Raw genomic sequence first — 19,000 nt, forward strand, 5'->3', positions numbered from 1 at the left:
TCACACCACCCGCCACCGGAGACGCCAGCATGCCCGCATCCAACGCCCCACCGCCCTGCTCCGTACTGCTGCTTGCCGGCGGCCGCGGCCAACGCATGGGCGGGCGCGACAAGGGCCTGCTGGAGTGGCGCGGGCGGCCGCTGATCGCCTGGCTGCACGAGCTGGTACGCCCCTTGAGCGACGACCTGATCGTTTCCTGCAACCGCAACGCCGAGCGCTACGCGCCCTATGCCGACCGCCTGGTGAGCGACCAGGACAGCGACTTCCAGGGACCGCTGGCCGGCATTCGCGCGGGCCTGGCGGTGGCCCGTCATACGCAACTGCTGATCCTGCCCTGCGACGCGCCGCTGGTGGATCGCCCGCTGCTCGACGCCTTGCTCGAACGCGCCGGTAGCAAACCGGCGGTGGTGCGCCAGGGGCAGTACTGGCAGCCGTTGTTCTGCCTGCTGCCGACCGCGTTGCGCGACGATCTGGAACGCGCCTGGCAGGCCGGCCAGCGCAGCCCGCAGCGTTGGCTCGACGGCCTCGCACCGACGCCGCTGGACTGCCCGCTCGACGATGCGCGCCTGGCCAACCTGAATACGCCGGAACTCCTCGCCGCCGCCCGCCCCGGCTGAGGCGCCGGGAAAACTCGGTGGAACTCGCACGCCGCGACTGCGTCTGAGCCTGGGTACATAGGTTGTATCACCCAAGGAGACAGACCATGACTCAACGGATCATCCCCGCCCTGCTTATCGCCCTCGGTTTCGCCGCACTGGCCGGCTGCGCCTCGCCGTCGGTGATCACCCTGAACGACGGCCGCGAGATCCAGACCGTGGACAAGCCCAAGTTCGACGAGGACTCCGGCTTCTACGAGTTCGAGCAACTCGACGGCAAGCGCGCCACCGTCAACAAGGATCAGGTGCAGACCGTCAAGGAACTCTGAAACGACGACCCGGGCCTCCCCTGCGAGGCCCGGGCGGGTTGCGGGATTGCCGATGGAAGGACTGCCACCCACAATTTTTTCGGGCTAACCCCTTGTGCGGTAAAAGTTTTTCGGTAGAATACGGCTGATTCGGAGTGTAGCGCAGCTTGGTAGCGCGTCTCGTTCGGGACGAGAAGGTCGCAGGTTCGAATCCTGTCTCTCCGACCAAATCAAAAACCCGCCTTAACCGGCGGGTTTTTTTATGCCTGCGATTACCGTCCCGCCTGGCGCCGGCCAACGCCTCAGCGAAGAAAGGCCACCACCTGCTCGCCGTCGAACGGCCAGTTCAGTTCGGCGCCGGTGTCGCAACGACGCAGCACCGGGATGCGCAGGCCGTACTGCTCGACCATGCCCTCGTGCTCGGCGATATCGATCAACTCCACCAGCAGGCCGTTCTCGACGAACGGCATGAGCAGCGCCTCGGCCACCTCGCACAGGTGGCAGCCCAGGGTTCCGAAGAGTTGGCATTCCGGCGTCATGTACGCACCTCACTGTCGGCAAGGTGCGCAGTTTAACACCGACGCGAATCAGCTCGCGGCCGCGCCCTCGCCGAGCTGACCGGCGAGCAGCGCCTGCAGGCCGTCGAGCAGGCTGCGGTTGAGGCTGTCGGCCTTCTCCAGGCGCGGCAGGTCGAAGCGCTCGTCGAGCGAGAAGCCGCCCTTGAGCAGGTCCTTGAGCAGGCCGCCGGCATCCTGCGCCAGGCCTTCGGCGCTGCGCAGCGCGTCGAGCAGGCCCTGGGCATAGTTCTGCAGGTCGCCATTGACCGCGCTGGCGCCCTGTCCGGCCACGGCGCCATAGGCATCGGTGGCCTGGCGCACGCTGGTCTGGGTCAGGCGCAGGGACATCGAGGCCAGTTGCTCACCGTCCATTTCCAGGGCCATGGCGCGGTCGAAGGCGCCGCCCAGGTCGCCGGCGTAGAACTGGTTGGACAGCTCCTGCACCTGGCTGAAGAGCTTCTCCAGCGCCTTGACCTCGTCGGCGTCCAGCTCGCCTTCGACGCTGACCTGCCAGCCGCCGATCTGCAGGCTGCCGGACTGGCTGCTGGCCGTCACGGCCGTGCCGCTGCCGTTGCTGGCGGCGGCGAAGCTGCTCTGCGACCAACTGGCCGAAGCCTGCGCCACGGAGATGCGCAGGCGGTCGCCGTCGCGGGTGGTGACTGCAAGGTCGAAGGTTTCCGCCAGGGCGCTGAAGCGCTCGCTGTAACCGGCCAGGGCCAGCGAGCCCGACGCCGGTGCGGCAGCGCCGAAGCGCCGGTCGAGATCGCCGAGGCCGTCCTGGATACGCTGATAGGTATCGTCGATATCGCCGGCCACCTTGCCGGCCAGCACGCCCATGCCGTCGAGAATCTTGCGCGCTTCGGCGAAGCCCTTCTCCACGCCTTCGCGCGCCTGGCCGAGGAGTTTCTCCAGCTTGGCCGGATCGGCGCCCGCCGCGGCCTCGCTCTGCAGGCGCTGCTCGATAAAGCCGAGGATGCGCCCGGCGACCTTCTCGGGGGTGAAATCGTCCTGTTTGCCGCTCAGTGCGCCGGGTTGCAAACCGAGCTTGTCGGCCAAGCGGTTGGCCAGCACGGACTGCGCATCGGCTGCATTGCTGCGCGGCGACGGCGATTGCGCGGCGTGGGCGGCGCGCGAGGCGGAGGGGTTGAGCGAGGCCAGGCTGTTCATGGCAAGGTACCGGGGCAGGACATCTGCCGGGTTAACGGCCGCCGCCGGGCAAGCTTTAGCCGCACACGACCAACGGTCTGCCAGTCAATGCCCCGCTGCCTGCAGCAGGCTGACCGCCGCCGCCCGGGCCTGGCGGGCCTGATCGCCCGGGCCGTAGACATGGGCCATGCTCAGCGCCCCCTCGAAGAGAAACTGCAGCTGTGCGGCGAGCACATCGGCATCCGTCGCCCCCAGGGCCTGCAGCGCCCGGCGGAAGTGCTCGAGCAAGGCGCGCTTGTGCGCCGCCGCCTGGCGGTGGATGGGGTGCGCGCGGTCGTGAAACTCCGCCGTGGCATGGAGGAACAGGCAGCCGCAGAAATCCGCCTCGCCGAGCAGCTGCTGCAGCCCGTCGAACGTCGCCAGGATCGCCTCGCGCGGCGCCAGACCGGCCAGGGCCGCCTGCAGGCGTGCGCCGAGCTGCTCGTGCTGCAGCTGCAGGGCCGCGAGAATCAGCTCGTCCTTGGACTTGAAGTGCTTGTACAGGGTCATCTTCGCCACCCCGGACTCGGCCAGGATGCGGTCGATGCCGGTGCCGTGGTAACCCTCGCGGTAGAACAGCTGCAGCGCGGTGGCGAGCAGCTGTTCGCGTTTGTTCGAAGCCATGTGCAACCTCCAGAGACGGCCATTATGCGCAAGGTGCGGCAAAGGTCGACCGCGCGGGGAGAAAATCGTCGCTTGAAATATACAGACCTGTCTGTCTAACATCCATTCAACCCTCACCGCCCCAAGGACACTGCACCTATGCGCCGCTACCGCTACACCTTCGCCCTGCTGCTGGCCGGCCTCGCGTTCGGCGCCCAGGCCGAGCTGCGCCTGAGCCTGGTCAAGACCTCCGCGACCACGACCCTGGACGCCTTCACCGTGGCTGGCGGCAAGTGGACGCAGAGCGCCACCGCCAACCATGTGGCGGTGCTGATCGAGCACCATGCCGCCACCCTGCTGTTCGACACCGGCCTGGGCCGCCAGGTGGACCGGCAGTTCACCGAGATGCCCTGGCACAGCCGGCAACTGATGCAGTACGGCGCGGTGCGGCCGGTGCGCGACCAGTTGCAGCGCGACGGCATCCGCGTCGACCGCATCCTGCTGTCCCACGCCCACTGGGATCATGCCTCGGGCCTGGCCGACTTCCCCGAGGTGCCGGTCTGGGCGCCCCACGCGGAGATCGAGTTCAGCCGCATCGGCGTGCCGCCGGCGATCCTGCCCAGCCAGTTCGAGCACGGCGTGCGCTGGGTGCCGTACGACTTCGCGCCGCAGCCCTTTCTCGGTTTCGCCGAGAGCCTCGACCTGTTCGGCGACGGCGCCCTGGTGCTGGTGCCGCTGCATGGCCACACGCCCGGCTCGGTCGGCCTGTTCGTCACCCTGGACGACGGCCGCCGGCTGTTCTTCACCGGCGACGCCAGCTGGCGCCTGGAAGGCTTCACCGGCCCGCGGGAAAAATTCTGGATCAGCCGCCGACTGGTCGATCACGACCGCGTCGCCACCACCGACGTCCTGCAGCAGGTGCACCGGCTGATGCAGCAACAGCCCGAGCTAAAGGTGCTACCGGCGCACGACGCAGTGGCCCAGCAGCCCTTGCCGATCTACCCGCAGTGGCTGCAGTAGCAGCCTGGCGCGGCGTGCCGCTGGTCCGTGCCGACTAAAGTCTTACAGTCGACTCGTCACTGAAATGCTTTATTTCACAGCGCCGTAACTGGCCGGTCACATCGTGGCCGACCCAACTATAAGAACGAGGAGACAACAATAATGAGTAAGACTCCCCTCGCCCGCGCCGTGGCCCTCGCCACGCTGGGCGCCAGCCTCACCCTGCCTGGCGTGGCTCATGCCGACTTCATCGGCGACAGCAAGGCCACCTTGGAGCTGCGCAACTTCTATATGAACCGCGACCTGCGCGACCCGGGCGTCGCCCAGTCCAAGCGCGAGGAGTGGGCCCAGGGCTTTATCCTCAAGGCCGAATCCGGCTTTACCGAAGGTACTGTCGGCTTCGGCCTGGACGCCTACGCCGGCCTGGGGCTGAAACTCGATTCGGCGGACGAGCGCGCCGGCACCGAACTGCTGCCCAATGCCTTCGGCAACGAGGGGCCGGACGAATACTCCGAGGCCACCGGAGCGGCCAAGGCGCGTATCTCCAAGACCGTGGGCAAGGTCGGCGGCCTGATGCCCAAGCTGCCGATCGTCTCCTCCGGCGACTCGCGTCTGCTGCCGCAGGTGTTCACCGGCGGCCTGCTCACCTCGCAGGAAATCGACGGCCTGACCCTCAACGGCGGCCAGCTGCGCGAGGTGAACTTCCGCGACTCCACCGACAGCCAGGACATCACCGCGACCAACGTCGGCGGCGAGAGCGACCGCTACAACTTCGCCGGCGGCGACTACAAGTTCAACGCCGGCAACACCACCGTCGGCCTGTGGTACGGCGAGCTGGAAGACATCTACGACCAGAAGCTGTACAACCTGATCCACGTGCAGCCCATCGGCGACTGGAAGCTGGGCGCCAACCTGGCCTACTTCGACTCTCAGGACAACGGCCGCAAACTCGGCGGCACGCTGGACAACGACCTGACCTCGGTCAACCTGTGGGCCGGCATCGGCGCCCACACCTTCCGCCTCGGTTACCAGAAGGTCGGCGGCGACAACGCCTTCCCCTTCCTCCATGAAACCGACCCCTATATCGTCAACTACCTGCAGATCCTCGACTTCACCCGCAAGGACGAGAAATCCTGGCAGGCGCGCTACGACATCAACTTCGCCAACTACGGGGTGCCCGGCCTGGTGGCCTTCGTGCGCTACGTCACCGGCGACGGTTTCGATGGGGTAGGCGGCGTCAGCGGCAAGGAATGGGAACGCGACCTGGACATCAGCTACACCGTGCAGGAAGGCCCGCTGAAGAACCTCGGCGTGCGTTGGCGCAACGCCATGGTGCGCTCCAACGCCAGCACCGGCGACCTGGACGAAAACCGCCTGATCGTCAGCTACACCATCCCGCTGATGTAAGGCCGCCTGCGGCGACCGCTCAGCCCCCACGCGCCGCCACTCCGCTTACGGAGTCGCGGCGTTTTTTCTAGTTTGGGCGTTCGATTGGGCTCGGATCGCCGCGGAAGACGACTCGATGGACAGCGACTACCGCCCCCTGACCTGCGAGCTGTACGACTACCTGGACATCGCCTGCCTGCACCGCTACCGCCTGGAGATCGAACTGCTCGACGGCACGCGCCTGCAAGGCCAGGCGCTGACCACCGAGACCACGGCGAGCAAGGAGGAATTTCTGCTGCTGCGCTGCGCCGCTGGCGAGCGGCGCCTGCGCCTGGATCGCCTGCTGGCGATCACCCCGCAGGACGCCGAAGCGAGCTTCGGCCGGGTGCTGTTGGCCGGGGAACGCTGCTAAGCGGGGCAATCCCTAGGGTGTCGCGGGGCCGCCCAGGTCATGCGCACCGCGTTGTGTCACGGATGGTCCTTGGTGCGCACGACGCACCCTACTGCGTCACCACATGAGATCGTCGGGGATCTGGTAGGCCGCGTAGGGGTCGTCGGCATCCGGCGCCTCGACGTGGGTGTTGAGCAGGACGATGCGCGAGGGGTCGCGCTCCTGGATCTTCAGCGCCGCCTCGCGCGGGATCACCTCGTAGCCGCCGCCGTGGCGGACGATGGCCAGCCAGCCGTTGGACAGCTTGTTGCGCATCAGGGCGTTGACCGCCAGGCGCTTGACCTTCTTGTCGTCGACGAAGTTGTAGTAGTCCTCGCCGCTGAGCTTGGGCAGGCGCGAACGCTCGATCAGCTGCTTGATCTGCGCGGTGCGGGCCTTCTGCTCGGCCTTCTCCTGCTGCTGGCGATTGAGTTCCTGGTCGCGCGCGGCCTTCTCGGCCTGGGCCTGCAACGCGGCCTGGCGAGCGCTGTCGTCCAGTTCGGCCTGGCCCTTGTGCGCCAGGCGCTTCTGCTTCTGCTGCTGCTTGCCAACCTGCTTGGCCTGTTTTTCGTTGACCAGGCCGGCTTTGAGCAGCTGGTCGCGCAGGGAAAGACCCATAACTAAACGATCCCGAACATGATTCAGTTGCAGCGGCGCCGAGCGCTCGGCGCCGCCGGTCGAAGCCGCCAGCATAAGGGCTAAGCGGCCGCGGCTCCAGCCTGTAGCCGTGACATCGACTCTACTCAGCAACCCGGCGTCTGCTTCTCCAGTTTCTTCGCCTCGCCCCACAGCGCATCCAGTTCCTCCAGCGAGCAGCCGTCCAGGCTGCGGCCGGCCTCGCGCACGCTCTGCTCGATAAAGCGAAAGCGCCGCTCGAACTTGCCGTTGGCCGCGCGCAAGGCGCCTTCCGGGTCGACCTTGAGATGCCGGGCCAGGTTGGTGACGACGAACAGCAGGTCGCCGATCTCCTCGGACACCGCCTCGGCATCGTTCTCGCTCATGGCCTCGAGCACTTCGTCCAGCTCCTCGCGCACCTTGTCCACCACCGGCAGCGCGTCCGGCCAGTCGAAGCCGACCTGGGCGGCGCGTTTCTGCAGCTTGGCCGCGCGGGAGAGCGCCGGCAGCGCGGTGGGCACGTCGTCGAGCAGGGACAGCTGCTCGGGCGCGGCGGCCTTCTCGGCGCGCTCCTCGGCCTTGAGCTCCTCCCAGCGCTGCTTGACCGCCGCCTCTTCCAGCTTCGCCGCATCCGGCGCGCCGTACAGGTCGCCGTCGACGAACACGTGGGGGTGGCGGCGAATCAGTTTGCGGGTGATGCCGTCGACCACCCGGGCGAAGTCGAAGCGCCCTTCCTCGCCGGCCAGCTGGCTGTAGTAGACCACCTGGAACAGCAGGTCGCCGAGTTCGCCCGGCAGGTGCTCGAAGTCGCCGCGCTCGATGGCGTCGGCCACCTCGTAGGCCTCCTCGAGGGTATGCGGGACGATGCTCGCGTAGCTCTGCTTGAGGTCCCAAGGGCAGCCGTGCTGAGGATCGCGCAGGCGGGCCATCAGATGCAGCAGGTCGTCGAGTCGGTACATAGAAGCTCCTGGACAGGAAGCTGCAAGCCACAAGCTTCAAGCTGCAAGTGAAAAGCGCCACTCGACGCTTTCTTGCGGCTTGAGGCTTGCCGCTTGAGGCTCAATTGGCGCGGTGGCGGCGCGCCTCGATGATATTGGGCAACTGGCTGATGCGCGCCAGCAGGCGGCCGAGGGCGTCCAGGCCGGGGATCTCCACGGTGATCGACATGGAGGCGGTGTTGTCCTCCTTGTTCGAGCGGGTGTTGACCGCCAGCACGTTGAGCTTCTCGTTGAGCAGCACCTGGGTCACGTCGCGCAGCAGGCCGGAGCGGTCGTAGGCCTTGATCACGATTTCCACCGGATAGGTCTGCACCGGCGCCTCGCCCCAACTCACCTGGATGATCCGTTCCGGCTCGCGCGCGGCCTGCTGCAGCGCCGTGGCGCAATCCTGGCGATGGATGGTGACGCCGCGACCGAGGGTGATGTAGCCGACGATCGGGTCGCCCGGCAGCGGCTGGCAGCAGCCGGCCATCTGCGTCAGCAGGTTGCCGACGCCCTGGATCTGGATGTCGCCGCGCTTGCCCGGCTTGAAGCCCTGGGCCTTGCGCGGGATCAGCTCGAGCTGCTCGCTGGCGCGCTCCGGCTCCACCAGCTGCTGGGCCAGGTTGACCGCATGGGCCAGGCGCACGTCGCCGGCGCCGAGCGAGGCGAACAGATCCTCGGCGGTCTTCAGGTTGGCCTTCTCCGCCAGCTTGTCGTAGTCCACGTGCGGCAGGGCCAGTCGGCCCAGCTCGCGCTCGAGCATGGTCTTGCCGGCGGCGACGTTCTGGTCGCGGTCCTGCAGCTTGAACCAGTGGACGATCTTCGCCCGCGAGCGGCTGGTGGTGATATAGCCCAGGTTGGGGTTGAGCCAGTCGCGGCTCGGCGTGCCCTGCTTGCTGGTGATGATCTCCACCTGCTCGCCGGTCTGCAGGCTGTAGTTGAGCGGCACGATGCGCCCGTTGATCTTGGCGCCGCGGCAGTTGTGACCGATCTCGGTGTGCACGCGGTAGGCAAAATCCAGCGGCGTGGCGCCCTTGGGCAGGTCGATGGCGTGGCCGTCGGGGGTGAACACGTAGACCCGGTCCGGCTCGATATCCACGCGCAGCTGCTCGGCCAGGCCGCCGATATCGCCCAGTTCCTCGTGCCACTCGATGACCTGGCGCAGCCAGGAGATCTTCTCCTCGTAGTGGTTGGAGCCGGACTTGACGTCGGTACCCTTGTAGCGCCAGTGCGCGCACACGCCCAGCTCGGCCTCCTCGTGCATGGCGTGGGTGCGGATCTGCACCTCCAGCACCTTGCCCTCCGGGCCGAGCACCGCGGTGTGCAGCGAGCGGTAGCCGTTCTCCTTGGGGTTGGCGATGTAGTCGTCGAACTCCTTGGGAATGTGCCGCCACAGGGTGTGCACGATGCCGAGGGCGGTGTAGCAATCGCGCACCTCCGGCACCAGCACGCGCACCGCGCGCACGTCGTAGATCTGGCTGAACTGCAGGCCCTTGCGCTGCATCTTGCGCCAGATCGAATAGATGTGTTTGGCCCGCCCGCTGATGTCGGCCTTGATCCCGGTGGCCTCCAGTTCGGCGCGCAGCTGGTTCATCACGTCGTTGATGTACTGCTCGCGATCCAGCCGCCGTTCGTGCAGCAGCTTGGCGATCTGCTTGTACTGCACCGGTTCCAGGTAGCGGAACGACAGGTCCTCCAGCTCCCACTTGATATGGCCGATGCCGAGGCGGTGGGCCAGCGGCGCGTAGATGTCGAACACCTCGCGCGCCACGCGCTGGCGCTTCTCCTCGTCGGCTTCCTTGACCGCGCGGATCGCGCAGGTGCGCTCGGCCAGCTTGATCAGCGCCACGCGCACGTCGTCGACCATGGCCACCAGCATCTTGCGCAGGTTCTCCACCTGCGCCTGCGAGCCGAGCACCAGGGAATCGCGCGGGTTGAGCGAGGCGCTGATCGCCGCCATGCGCAGCACGCCCTCGATCAGCTTGGCCACCACCGGGCCGAAGCGCTGGTGCACCGCAGCCAGGGTCACCTTGCCCTCGCGCACGCCGCGGTAGAGCACCGCGGCCACCAGCGAATCCTGGTCGAGCTTGAGGTCGGCGAGGATCTCGGCGATCTCCAGGCCGACGCGGAAACTGGAGGTGCCCTCGACCCACAGGTTCTGCGTGGGATTGGCCTGTTGCTCGACATCGCGGGCGAATTCGCAGGCCTCCTTGAGGGCCTCGCGATCCAGCGCTGGATCGACGCTCGCGGCATGGTCGAGCCAGGCCTCGAGGTTGATGCTGCCGTCGTCGTTGATCGGCTGGTGCGCTCTCACCTGAACCATCGTCTTACCTTCCCTACGGCGCGCCCAAGGTGCGCCGAGCAGTCGCCGGTTTCTGCGAACCGGTCGGATTAACTGAAAGCACGCGCGTCCTGCGCATCCCTCGTGCCCCAGGCCGCAGCCTAGGGTTTCTCAAACAGGGCCATGGCCTCGACATGCGCGGTCTGCGGAAACATGTCGAGAATCCCGGCACGGCGCAGGCGGTAGCCCTGCTGCGCCAACTCGGCGGCGTCGCGCGCCAGGGTGGTCGGGTTGCAGGAGACGTAGACCAGGCGCCGCGCGCCCAGCGCCGTCATCCCGCGCACCGCCTGCAGCGCGCCGTCGCGCGGCGGATCGAGCAGCACCGCGGCGAAACCGCCGCCGGCCCAGGCCTCGTCGGCCAGCGGCTTGGACAGGTCGGCACGGAAAAAGTGCGCGTTGTCCAGGCCGTTGCCGGCGGCATTGGCAGCGGCGCGCGCGACCATAGTCGCAACGCCCTCCACTGCCACCACCTCGGCGGCCTGGCGCGCCAGCGGCAGGGCGAAATTGCCCAGGCCGCAGAACAGATCCAGCACCCGTTCGCCGGGCCGCACTGCCAACCAGTCTAGCGCCTGGGCGACCATGGCCTCGTTGACCGGACCGTTGACCTGGACGAAATCCCCCGGCCGATAGGCCAGCTGCAACTGCCAGCGCTCCAGGCGAAAACCCAGCTCGGCGCCGATCTGATCGGCCTGCGGCTCGCCCTCGCCGTGCAGCCACAGCTGCGCGCCGTGCTCGGCGCAGAAGGCGCGCAGCAGCAGCAGGTCGGCTTCATCGAGCGGCGCGGTGTGGCGCAGCAGCAGGGCCTCGGCGCTGCCGCTGAACAGCTCGACATGGCCCAGCGCCTGCGGCTTGCCCAGCTGCCGCAGCAGCGCCGGCAGGCCGCGCAGAATCGGTTGCAAGGGCTGTACCAGCACCACGCAGTCGTCGATCGCGACTATCTCCTGGCTGGCCTCGGCGCGAAAACCCACCTGCAGCTGGCGCGCCTTGGCGTCCCAGCGCACGGCGATGCGCGCGCGGCGGCGGTAGGCGAATTCCGGCCCCACCAGCGGCGCCGCCCATTCGTCCGGCTGCACGCCGCCGAGGCGGGCGAGCTGCTCGGCCAGGGTGCGCTGTTTCAGGGCGAGCTGATCGGCATGGGGCATGTGCTGCAGGCTGCAGCCGCCGCAACGCCCGGCATGCGCACAGGGCGGCTGACGCCGCGCGGCGCTGGGCGCGAGGATGCGTTCGGCGCGCGCCTCGACGGTCTGGCTGCGCGCGGCCAGCACCCGGGCCTCGACGCGCTCGCCGGCCAGGGCGCCGCTGACGAACCAGGTGCGCCCGCCGTCGAAGGCGATGCCGCGACCGTCGCCGGCCTGGCGCTCGATGCTCAGTTGCTGCTTCTTGCCCACCGGCACCTGGGGAGCGCGGCTGCCGCCACTGGGTTGAAAGCGCAGGCCGGAGCTGCGTTTGGCCATGAATTAGTGCTCTGCCGCGGGTTCGTCGTAGACGCCGGTGGACAGGTAGCGGTCGCCGCGGTCGCAGATGATCGCCACCATCACCGCGTTCTCCACCTCGCGCGACAGGCGCAGCATGGCCGCCACCGCACCGCCGGAGGACACGCCGCAGAAGATCCCCTCCTCCCGCGCCAGGCGACGCATCACGGTTTCCGCCTCGACCTGGGCCATGTCGATGACGCGGTCGACGCGCTCGGCCTGGTAGATCTTCGGCAGGTATTCCTGCGGCCAGCGGCGGATGCCGGGGATGGCCGAGCCTTCCTGCGGCTGCAGGCCGACGATCTGCACCGCCGGGTTCTGCTCCTTGAGGTAGCGCGACACGCCCATGATGGTGCCGGTGGTGCCCATCGAGCTGATGAAGTGGGTGATGCGCCCGCCGGTCTGCTGCCAGATTTCCGGGCCGGTGCCGACGTAGTGGGCCTCGGGGTTGTCGCCGTTGCCGAACTGGTCGAGCACCTTGCCGCGGCCGCCGCGCTGCAGGCTCTCGGCCAGGTCGCGGGCGCCTTCCATGCCGTCTTCCTTGCTCACCAGCACCAGCTCGGCGCCGTAGGCGGTCATCGCCGCCTTGCGCTCGGCGCTCATGTTGTCGGGCATGATCAGCATCATCTGGTAGCCCTTGATCGCCGCCGCCATGGCCAGGGCGATGCCGGTGTTGCCGCTGGTGGCCTCGATCAGGGTGTCGCCGGGCTGGATGTCGCCGCGCAGCTCGGCGCGGGTGATCATCGACAGCGCCGGCCGATCCTTGACCGACCCGGCCGGGTTGTTGCCTTCCAGCTTGACCAGCAGGGTGTTGGAGGTGTCGCCCGGCAGGCGCTGCAGGCGCACCAGCGGGGTGTTGCCGACGCAATCGGCGATGGTGGGAAAGTGCAGGGTCATGGGTCGCTCGAATCCGGACTGCCGCGAAGGGCCATCATGATACGCCTAACCCGCGACGGCATCACGCCATGCTGTCGCGCAAGACGCTACAGAAGCGCGCGAGGCGTCCGGACTCAGAGCCTGCTCAAAGGCTCGCGAGCTAGAGCAATGCAAGGCAAAAACAGGCGAGGAAGCGGAGTTTACTGGTGTAAATGAGCATTCCGAGCCTGTTTTTAACGCAGCAGTGCCGACGCGCAGCAGCCTTTGAACAGGCTCTCAGGCGGCCGGCAGCTGAAAATGCACGCATAGCCCGGGCGCAGCGTTCTCCGCCCAGATGCGCCCGCCCTGCCCGGCGATGGCGCTGCGGGCGATGCTCAGGCCGAGGCCGAAACCGCCGTCGCCGGGGCGCGAACCGTCGAGGCGGGTGAAGGGCAGGAAGATCGCCTCCAGTTGCGCCTCGGCCACGCCGGGGCCCTCGTCGCTCAGCCACAGGTGCCAGCCGGCGCCCTCGCGGCGCCCGCCGAGGTGCACCGTGCCGCCACTCGGCGAATGGCGCACGGCGTTGCGCAGCACGTTCTCCAGGGCCTGGGCCAGGGCATTGAGGTTGCAGTGCAGGCGGCAGTCGCCCGCCACCTCGTAGCGCAGTCTGTCGCCGGACCAGCCGCTCTCGAAGCGCACATTTTCCGCCAGCACGTCCCACAGCGCGGCCAGTTCGACCTGCTCGGCGCTCAGCCGCGGGCGCTCGGTGTCGAGCCAGGCCAGCTCCAGGGTAGCGGCCACCAGGCGCTGCATGCCGTCGACCTCCTGCAGCACGCGCTGGCTCAGCCGCTCGGCATCCAGACCGCTCTCGCCGGCCACCCGCAGGCGACTGAGCGGAGTGCGCAACTCGTGGGAGAGGTCGCGCAGCAGTTGGCGCTGCAGCGACACCGTGGCCTGCAGGCGCTCGGCCATATGGTCGAAGGCGCGGGCCAGCTCGCCCAGCTCGTCGCGGCGCCGCGCCACGCCGCCGGCCCGCGCGCCGAGATCGTCGGCGTGCAGGGCGTTGGCCTGGCGCCGCAGGACCGCCAGCGGGGCGATCAGCACACGATAGAGCAGCACGCCAAGCAGCACCGCGAGCACTGCCGGCACTATCCGCTGCAGCAGCAGGTTCCACAGTTCGAGGTGCTGGCGCGGGTTCAGGCGCTGGGGCAGATCCATCACCAGACGCGATTCGCCGTCGCTGAACGGCACATAGAAGGTCGGCGTACCGCCGGGTCGCCCCACCAGCCAGTCGAGGCGGCGCACGAAGTCCAGCTGCGCGCGCTCGTCCTCGTCCAGCGCCTGCGACGACAGCGAGCGATGCTGCCCGTCGACCACCACCGCCCAGACCTGCTCGCGCTCGCGCAGGCGCGCCAGGAAGGCATCGACCCCGCTCGCTCCCGCCTCGCGCCAGGCGACCTCGGCCTCCTGGCCATAGGCGCGCAGCAGCGCCTGGGTCGACGCAGGCAGACGCGAGGTGGCCTCGATGAACAGGCGCCCCAGGTCGACATGCAGGCTGACCAGCAGCAGGCAGAACAGCGCCAACGCACCGGTCAGTTTCCACAGCAGCGAGTGCCGCCCCGGCAGCCTCATGTGCCCGCCCGCGCCAGCACGTAGCCCCGGCCCCACACGGTTTCTACCCGGCCGCCGTGGTAGCCGATGCTCTGCAGCTTGCGGCGGATATGGCTGACGTGCATGTCCAGGCTGCGGTCGTGCAGGGCGTAGCCGCGGCGCAACGCCTGCTGATAGAGGAAGGGCTTGCTCAGCGCCTCGTCGCGGTGGCGCCAGAGCAGCTCCAGCACGCGGTACTCGCTGGGGGTCAGGCCCGCCCAGTGGCCGGCCAGGGCCACGTCACAGCGGCCCTCGTCGAAGCACAGGGCGTCGGCCGATTCGCGCGGCAGCTGCTCGCGCCGCTCGTAGGCGACCCGGCGCAGGATCGCCTCGATGCGCACGCTGAGCTCGCCGAGGCTGAACGGCTTGGGCAGGAAATCGTCGGCGCCCTGGCTGAAGCCGGCGATACGATTGGGCTCGTCGCCCAGCGCCGACATCAGCAGCACCGGCACACCGCGCCGCCGGCGCAGTTGCTGCAGGGCGTCCAGGCCATTGGTGCCGGGCAGCAGGATGTCCATCAGGATCAGGTCGAAGTCCTCGCTCTCGGCCAGACGCAAGCCCTCGCTGCCGTCGCGGCTGAGGGTGACGTGATAGCCGCAGCCCAGCAGGTGGGTCTGCAAATGGCTGGCGAGCAGCGGGTCGTCTTCGACGGCGAGGATGCGGGCGGCGGGATGGGCAGAGGACAGCATGGCGAACGACCGACAAGACGAATGCGAACAATTCTACCTATTAAACCCGGGCCACTCACCTACAGATTCCACGCCAGCGAATCGCTACACTGCCCAGACGTCTTAGAAGGAGACCAGGCGTGTTCAAGGAACTAGGCATCAAGGGCCGCGTGCTGCTGCTCACCCTGCTGCCCACCAGCCTGCTGGCGCTGGTGCTCGGCGGCTATTTCACCTGGGTGCAGCTGTCCGGGCTGCAGGCGCAGCTGCTGCAGCGCGGCGAGATGCTGGTCGAGCACCTCGCGCCGCTGGCCGCGCCGGCCCTGCAGCAGCAGAACAAGCCACTGCTCGAACGCATCGCCCGGCAGTCGCTGGAGCACCCGGACGTGCGCGCGGTGCGCTTCCTCGCCGCCGAGCGTGCGCCGCTGGCGCATGCCGGGCCGAGCATGCTCAACCCGGTGCCGAACGACCAGCCCGGGCTCAGCCGCCTCAGCGGCCAGGACGCCACGCGTTTTCTGCTGCCGGTGTACGACCAGCACCTGGCCCTCAGCGACGACGCAGGCGACGAGCGCAGCGCCGAACTGCTCGGCTGGGTCGAGCTGGAACTGTCGCACCAGGGCACCCTGCTCAGCGGCTACCGCAGCCTGTTCGCCAGCCTGCTGCTGATCGTCGGCGGCCTCGGCGTCACCGCCCTGCTCGCCCTGCGCATGAGCCGCAGCATCAATGGCCCGCTGCGCGCGATCAAGGCCGGCGTCGCCCAGCTCAAGGACGGCCACCTGGAAACCCGCCTGCCGCCGCTGGGCAGCGTTGAGCTGGACGAGCTGGCCGCCGGCATCAACCGCATGGCCGAGGCCCTGCAGAACGCCCAGGAAGAACTGCAGCACAGCATCGAGCAGGCCACCGAGGACGTGCGGCAAAACCTGGAGACCATCGAGATCCAGAACATCGAGCTGGACTTCGCGCGCAAGGAGGCCCTGGAGGCCAGCCGCATCAAGTCCGAGTTCCTCGCCAACATGAGCCACGAGATCCGCACCCCGCTCAACGGCATCCTCGGCTTCACCAACCTGCTGCAGAAGAGCGAGCTCAGCCCGCGCCAGCAGGACTACCTGGCGACCATCGAGAAGTCCGCCGACAGCCTGCTCGGCATCATCAACGAGGTGCTCGACTTCTCCAAGATCGAGGCCGGCAAGCTGGTGCTGGAGAGCATCCCCTTCAACCTGCGCGACCTGCTGCAGGACACCCTGACCATCCTCGCCCCCGCCGCCCACGAGAAGCAGCTGGAGCTGGTCAGCCTGATCTACCGCGACACCCCGCTGGCCCTGCGCGGCGACCCGCTGCGGCTGAAACAGGTGCTGACCAACCTGGTCAGCAACGCCATCAAGTTCACCCGCGAAGGCACCATCGTCATGCGCGCCATGGTCGAGGACGAGAGCGCCGACCGCGCCCAACTGCGCATCAGCGTGATGGACACCGGCATCGGCCTGACCGACGACGACCTGCGCGCGCTGTTCCAGGCCTTCAGCCAGGCCGACAACTCGCTCAGCCGCCAGGCCGGCGGCACCGGCCTGGGCCTGGTGATCTCCAAGCGCCTGATCGAGCAGATGGGCGGCGAGATCGGCGTCGACAGCACGCCGGGCGAAGGCTCGGAGTTCTGGGTCAGCCTGACCCTGCCCAAGGCCCGCGACGACGCCGACGACCTGCCGCGCGCGCCGCTGCAGGGCCGCCGCGTGGCGGTGCTGGAAAGCCACGAACTGGCGCGCCAGGCCCTGAGCCATCAACTGGAGGACTGCGGTCTGGAAGTGGAAAGCTTCGCCGACCTGGGCCAGTTGCTCGACGCCGTGGCCAGCCAGCAGCAGCGCGAACGTCCGCTGAGCCTGGCGGTGCTCGGCATCACCGCCGCCCAGCTGCCGGCCGATGCCCTCGGCCAGCGCATCTGGGACCTCGACCGCCTCGGCTGCAAGGCCCTGGTGCTGTGCCCGACCACCGAGCTAGGGCTGTTCCACGAATCGCTGCCCGATGCCTACACCCAGCTGCAGGCCAAGCCACCGTGCACGCGCAAACTGCACAAGGCGTTAATCGAACTGGCCTGTCCGCAGCGCCCGGCCAGCGAGCCCACACTCCTGACCAGCGGCCGCCGGCCGCAAATCCTCTGCGTCGACGACAACCCGGCCAACCTGCTGCTGGTGCAGACCCTGCTCGACGATCTGGGCGCCCAGGTCAGCGCGGTGGACAGCGGCTATGCCGCCATCGACGCGGTGCAGCGCGGCAGTTTCGACCTGGTGTTCATGGACGTGCAGATGCCCGGCATGGACGGCCGCCAGGCCACCGAGGCGATCCGCCAGTGGGAAAGCGAACAGGGCCGCAGCGCCACGCCGATCGTCGCGCTGACCGCCCATGCCCTGGCCAACGAGAAGCGCCTGTTGCTGCAGAGTGGCATGGACGACTACCTGACCAAGCCGATCAGCGAACGCCAGCTGGCCCAGGTGGTGCTCAAGTGGACCGGCCTGAGCCTGCGCAACCAGCCCGCGGCGAAAGCCGTCGAGGTGGCCGCCAGCTCGGCACAGCCGCAGGTGCTCGACGCCGAGGAAGGCCTGCGCCTGGCCGCCGGCAAGGCCGACCTCGCCGCCGACATGCTGAACATGCTGCTGGCCGGGCTGCCCGGCGACCGCCAGGCCATTCGCCAGGCTCGCGACGCTGGCGAACGCACGGCACTGATCGAACGGGTCCACCGCCTGCACGGCGCCACCCGTTACTGCGGTGTGCCGCAGCTGCGCGCCGCCTGCCAGCGCAGCGAAACCCTGCTCAAGCAGAACGACCCGGGCGCCCAGCGCGCCCTCGACGAACTGGATGCGGCCATCGCCCGCCTAAGCGAAGCCGCGGCGCAAAGCGCCTGAGGAGCCCGCATGCGCATCTGCCTGTTCAGCAGCAAGCCCTACGACCGCGACAGCTTCCTCGCCGCCGCGCGCCCGGACGCCTGGCAGCTGCAGTTCCACGAGACACGTCTGACTGCGGCCAGCGCGGCGCTGGCAAGCGGCTGCGAGGTGGTCTGCGCCTTTATCAACGACGAGCTGTCGGCGCCGGTGCTGCAGCACCTGGCCGCCGCCGGCACGCGGCTGATCGCCCTGCGCTCGGCCGGCTACAACCATGTCGATCTCAAGGCCGCCGAACGCCTGGGGTTGCGCGTGGTGCGGGTGCCGGCCTACTCGCCGCATGCGGTGGCCGAGCATGCGGTGGCGTTGATCCTGGCGCTGAATCGGCGCATCCACCGCGCCTTCAATCGCACCCGCGAGGGCGATTTTTCCCTGCACGGGCTGACCGGTTTCGACCTGCACGGCAAGACCGTCGGCGTGATCGGCGCCGGCAAGATCGGCCTGAGCTTCGCCCGCATCATGGCCGGCTTCGGCTGCCGGGTGCTGATCCACGACCCCTTGCCGGTGACCGGACTCGATGCCATCGGCGCGCGCCAGGCGCCGCTCGACGAAGTGATAAGCCAGAGCGACATCCTCAGCCTGCACTGCCCGCTGACCGCCAGCAGCCATCACCTGATCGATGCCGCGCGCCTGGCACAGATGAAACGCGGCGCCATGCTGATCAACACCGGCCGCGGCGCGCTGGTCGACACCCCGGCGCTGATCGGCGCGCTGAAGAGCGGTCAGCTCGGCTACCTGGGCCTGGACGTCTACGAGGAAGAGTCCGAGCTGTTCTTCGAGGACCGCTCCGACCTGCCGCTGCAGGACGACGTGCTGGCGCGCCTGCTGACCTTCCCCAACGTCATCGTCACCGCCCACCAGGCCTTCCTCACCCAGGAGGCGCTGGCCGCCATCGCCCGCACCACCCTGGACAATATCGCCGCCTGGGCCGCCGGCAGCCCGTGCAATGAGGTCAGGGCCGGCGCGTGATAGCATGCCGGCTGATCCGGAGGACCCATGGCCGAACACGATTTCCGTTATTCCCTGCTCAATCCCCAACACACCCTCACCGAGTGCCGCGCCCTGGCGCCGGGCCGCTATCAGGTCACCGGCAACGGCGGCTCGATCCAGGCCGGCGACAGCCTGCTGGTCACCCTCAAGGGCAGCCGCGACCTGCATATGCGCCTGGACGTGGAAAAGGTCCGTCACCTGATCAACCCGCCCGGCCAGTGGCTGGCGGTGTGCAAGGGCCCGCAGTTCAAGGAGCTGGCCATCCACAACTGGCAGGTGAACTGCGACGGCTGTGGCAAGCAACTGGACTTCGAGTTCGCCGTCGACGCCGCCCTGGGCAAGGCCGCCCAGGCGCCGGCCGCCGAGGCCCGCATCCTCGAACTGGGCTGGCGCAAGCTTGATGGCCAGCACCTGTGCCCCGCCTGTCGGGAGGCCTGA

18 protein-coding genes and 1 tRNA gene are annotated in these 19,000 nt (G+C 68.5%); 9 read left to right on the forward strand and 10 right to left on the reverse strand.

Translation table 11 applies throughout. The annotated features are described in order from the left end of the window. The first annotated feature begins 29 nt into the window (after positions 1-29). The 3 genes from mobA to ACIGKL_RS22200 all read left to right on the forward strand — a co-directional run bounded on the left by mobA (position 30) and on the right by ACIGKL_RS22200 (position 1,132). Entirely contained in the window at positions 30-617 is a 588-nt protein-coding gene (mobA, locus tag ACIGKL_RS22190) for a molybdenum cofactor guanylyltransferase MobA (RefSeq protein ID WP_397488594.1), read from the forward strand. Between the two features lie 86 nt (positions 618-703). Continuing rightward, entirely contained in the window at positions 704-925 is a 222-nt protein-coding gene (locus ACIGKL_RS22195; protein ID WP_021445716.1) for a YgdI/YgdR family lipoprotein, read from the forward strand. A gap of 130 nt (positions 926-1,055) precedes the next feature. Further along, positions 1,056-1,132: transfer RNA gene (locus ACIGKL_RS22200), tRNA-Pro, on the forward strand. Between the two features lie 74 nt (positions 1,133-1,206). On the opposite strand, the gene ACIGKL_RS22205 is transcribed toward ACIGKL_RS22200, so the two are convergent. The 3 genes from ACIGKL_RS22205 to ACIGKL_RS22215 all read right to left on the reverse strand — a co-directional run bounded on the left by ACIGKL_RS22205 (position 1,207) and on the right by ACIGKL_RS22215 (position 3,270). Beyond that, positions 1,207-1,443, reverse strand: a complete 237-nt coding sequence (locus ACIGKL_RS22205) for a glutaredoxin family protein (protein ID WP_021445715.1) — start codon at positions 1,441-1,443, stop codon at positions 1,207-1,209. A gap of 48 nt (positions 1,444-1,491) precedes the next feature. Next, positions 1,492-2,628 carry a DUF5610 domain-containing protein gene (locus tag ACIGKL_RS22210; RefSeq protein ID WP_397488595.1) on the reverse strand — a complete coding sequence of 379 codons (1,137 nt, stop codon included), beginning with the start codon at positions 2,626-2,628 and terminating at the stop codon, positions 1,492-1,494. A gap of 84 nt (positions 2,629-2,712) precedes the next feature. Next, positions 2,713-3,270 carry a TetR/AcrR family transcriptional regulator gene (locus ACIGKL_RS22215; protein ID WP_397488596.1) on the reverse strand — a complete coding sequence of 186 codons (558 nt, stop codon included), beginning with the start codon at positions 3,268-3,270 and terminating at the stop codon, positions 2,713-2,715. A gap of 138 nt (positions 3,271-3,408) precedes the next feature. Here ACIGKL_RS22215 and ACIGKL_RS22220 point away from each other — a divergent pair, with 138 nt between their 5' ends. The 3 genes from ACIGKL_RS22220 to ACIGKL_RS22230 all read left to right on the forward strand — a co-directional run bounded on the left by ACIGKL_RS22220 (position 3,409) and on the right by ACIGKL_RS22230 (position 6,046). Continuing rightward, positions 3,409-4,269 carry an MBL fold metallo-hydrolase gene (locus tag ACIGKL_RS22220; RefSeq protein ID WP_397488597.1) on the forward strand — a complete coding sequence of 287 codons (861 nt, stop codon included), beginning with the start codon at positions 3,409-3,411 and terminating at the stop codon, positions 4,267-4,269. 141 nt (positions 4,270-4,410) lie between these two features. After that, the gene (locus tag ACIGKL_RS22225; RefSeq protein ID WP_397488598.1) at positions 4,411-5,655 is read left to right on the forward strand and encodes an OprD family porin; all 1,245 of its coding nucleotides are present in this window, start codon (positions 4,411-4,413) and stop codon (positions 5,653-5,655) included. A 115-nt stretch (positions 5,656-5,770) separates the two neighbouring features. Beyond that, complete coding sequence (locus ACIGKL_RS22230) at positions 5,771-6,046, forward strand: Rho-binding antiterminator (protein WP_397488599.1); 276 nt, start codon at positions 5,771-5,773, stop codon at positions 6,044-6,046. 96 nt (positions 6,047-6,142) lie between these two features. On the opposite strand, the gene ACIGKL_RS22235 is transcribed toward ACIGKL_RS22230, so the two are convergent. From ACIGKL_RS22235 to ACIGKL_RS22265, 7 genes are all read right to left on the reverse strand, one after another. Further along, positions 6,143-6,682, reverse strand: a complete 540-nt coding sequence (locus tag ACIGKL_RS22235) for a DUF2058 domain-containing protein (RefSeq protein WP_397488600.1) — start codon at positions 6,680-6,682, stop codon at positions 6,143-6,145. A gap of 125 nt (positions 6,683-6,807) precedes the next feature. Then, a complete protein-coding gene (gene mazG, locus ACIGKL_RS22240; protein WP_397488601.1) occupies positions 6,808-7,638 on the reverse strand; it encodes a nucleoside triphosphate pyrophosphohydrolase in 831 nt (276 codons plus the stop codon). Positions 7,639-7,738: 100 nt separating this feature from the next. Continuing rightward, positions 7,739-9,982: a GTP diphosphokinase gene (gene relA / locus ACIGKL_RS22245; protein WP_021442157.1), complete on the reverse strand. Its 2,244-nt coding sequence runs from the start codon at positions 9,980-9,982 to the stop codon at positions 7,739-7,741. A gap of 119 nt (positions 9,983-10,101) precedes the next feature. After that, on the reverse strand, positions 10,102-11,454 hold the full coding sequence (rlmD, locus tag ACIGKL_RS22250) for a 23S rRNA (uracil(1939)-C(5))-methyltransferase RlmD (RefSeq protein ID WP_397488602.1): 1,353 nt from the start codon (positions 11,452-11,454) through the stop codon (positions 10,102-10,104). Between the two features lie 3 nt (positions 11,455-11,457). Beyond that, positions 11,458-12,369 carry a cysteine synthase CysM gene (gene cysM / locus ACIGKL_RS22255; protein WP_397488603.1) on the reverse strand — a complete coding sequence of 304 codons (912 nt, stop codon included), beginning with the start codon at positions 12,367-12,369 and terminating at the stop codon, positions 11,458-11,460. Between the two features lie 255 nt (positions 12,370-12,624). Further along, complete coding sequence (locus tag ACIGKL_RS22260) at positions 12,625-13,959, reverse strand: histidine kinase sensor domain-containing protein (protein WP_397488604.1); 1,335 nt, start codon at positions 13,957-13,959, stop codon at positions 12,625-12,627. Next, the gene (locus tag ACIGKL_RS22265; protein ID WP_397488605.1) at positions 13,956-14,666 is read right to left on the reverse strand and encodes a response regulator transcription factor; all 711 of its coding nucleotides are present in this window, start codon (positions 14,664-14,666) and stop codon (positions 13,956-13,958) included. The genes ACIGKL_RS22260 and ACIGKL_RS22265 overlap by 4 nt, the downstream gene beginning before the upstream one ends. 119 nt (positions 14,667-14,785) lie before the next feature. On the opposite strand from ACIGKL_RS22265, the gene ACIGKL_RS22270 reads away from it, so the two are divergent. From ACIGKL_RS22270 to ACIGKL_RS22280, 3 genes are read left to right on the forward strand one after another with little or no spacing between them, the layout of a single operon-like run. Further along, positions 14,786-17,536, forward strand: coding sequence for a response regulator (locus ACIGKL_RS22270; RefSeq protein WP_397488606.1), 2,751 nt, complete (start codon positions 14,786-14,788; stop codon positions 17,534-17,536). Positions 17,537-17,545: 9 nt separating this feature from the next. Then, a complete protein-coding gene (locus ACIGKL_RS22275) occupies positions 17,546-18,541 on the forward strand; it encodes a 2-hydroxyacid dehydrogenase (protein ID WP_397488607.1) in 996 nt (331 codons plus the stop codon). Between the two features lie 27 nt (positions 18,542-18,568). After that, a complete protein-coding gene (locus ACIGKL_RS22280; RefSeq protein WP_397488608.1) occupies positions 18,569-19,000 on the forward strand; it encodes a hypothetical protein in 432 nt (143 codons plus the stop codon).

It is taken from the genome of Pseudomonas sp. NPDC077186, assembly GCF_044543505.1.
GTDB lineage: Bacteria > Pseudomonadota > Gammaproteobacteria > Pseudomonadales > Pseudomonadaceae > Aquipseudomonas.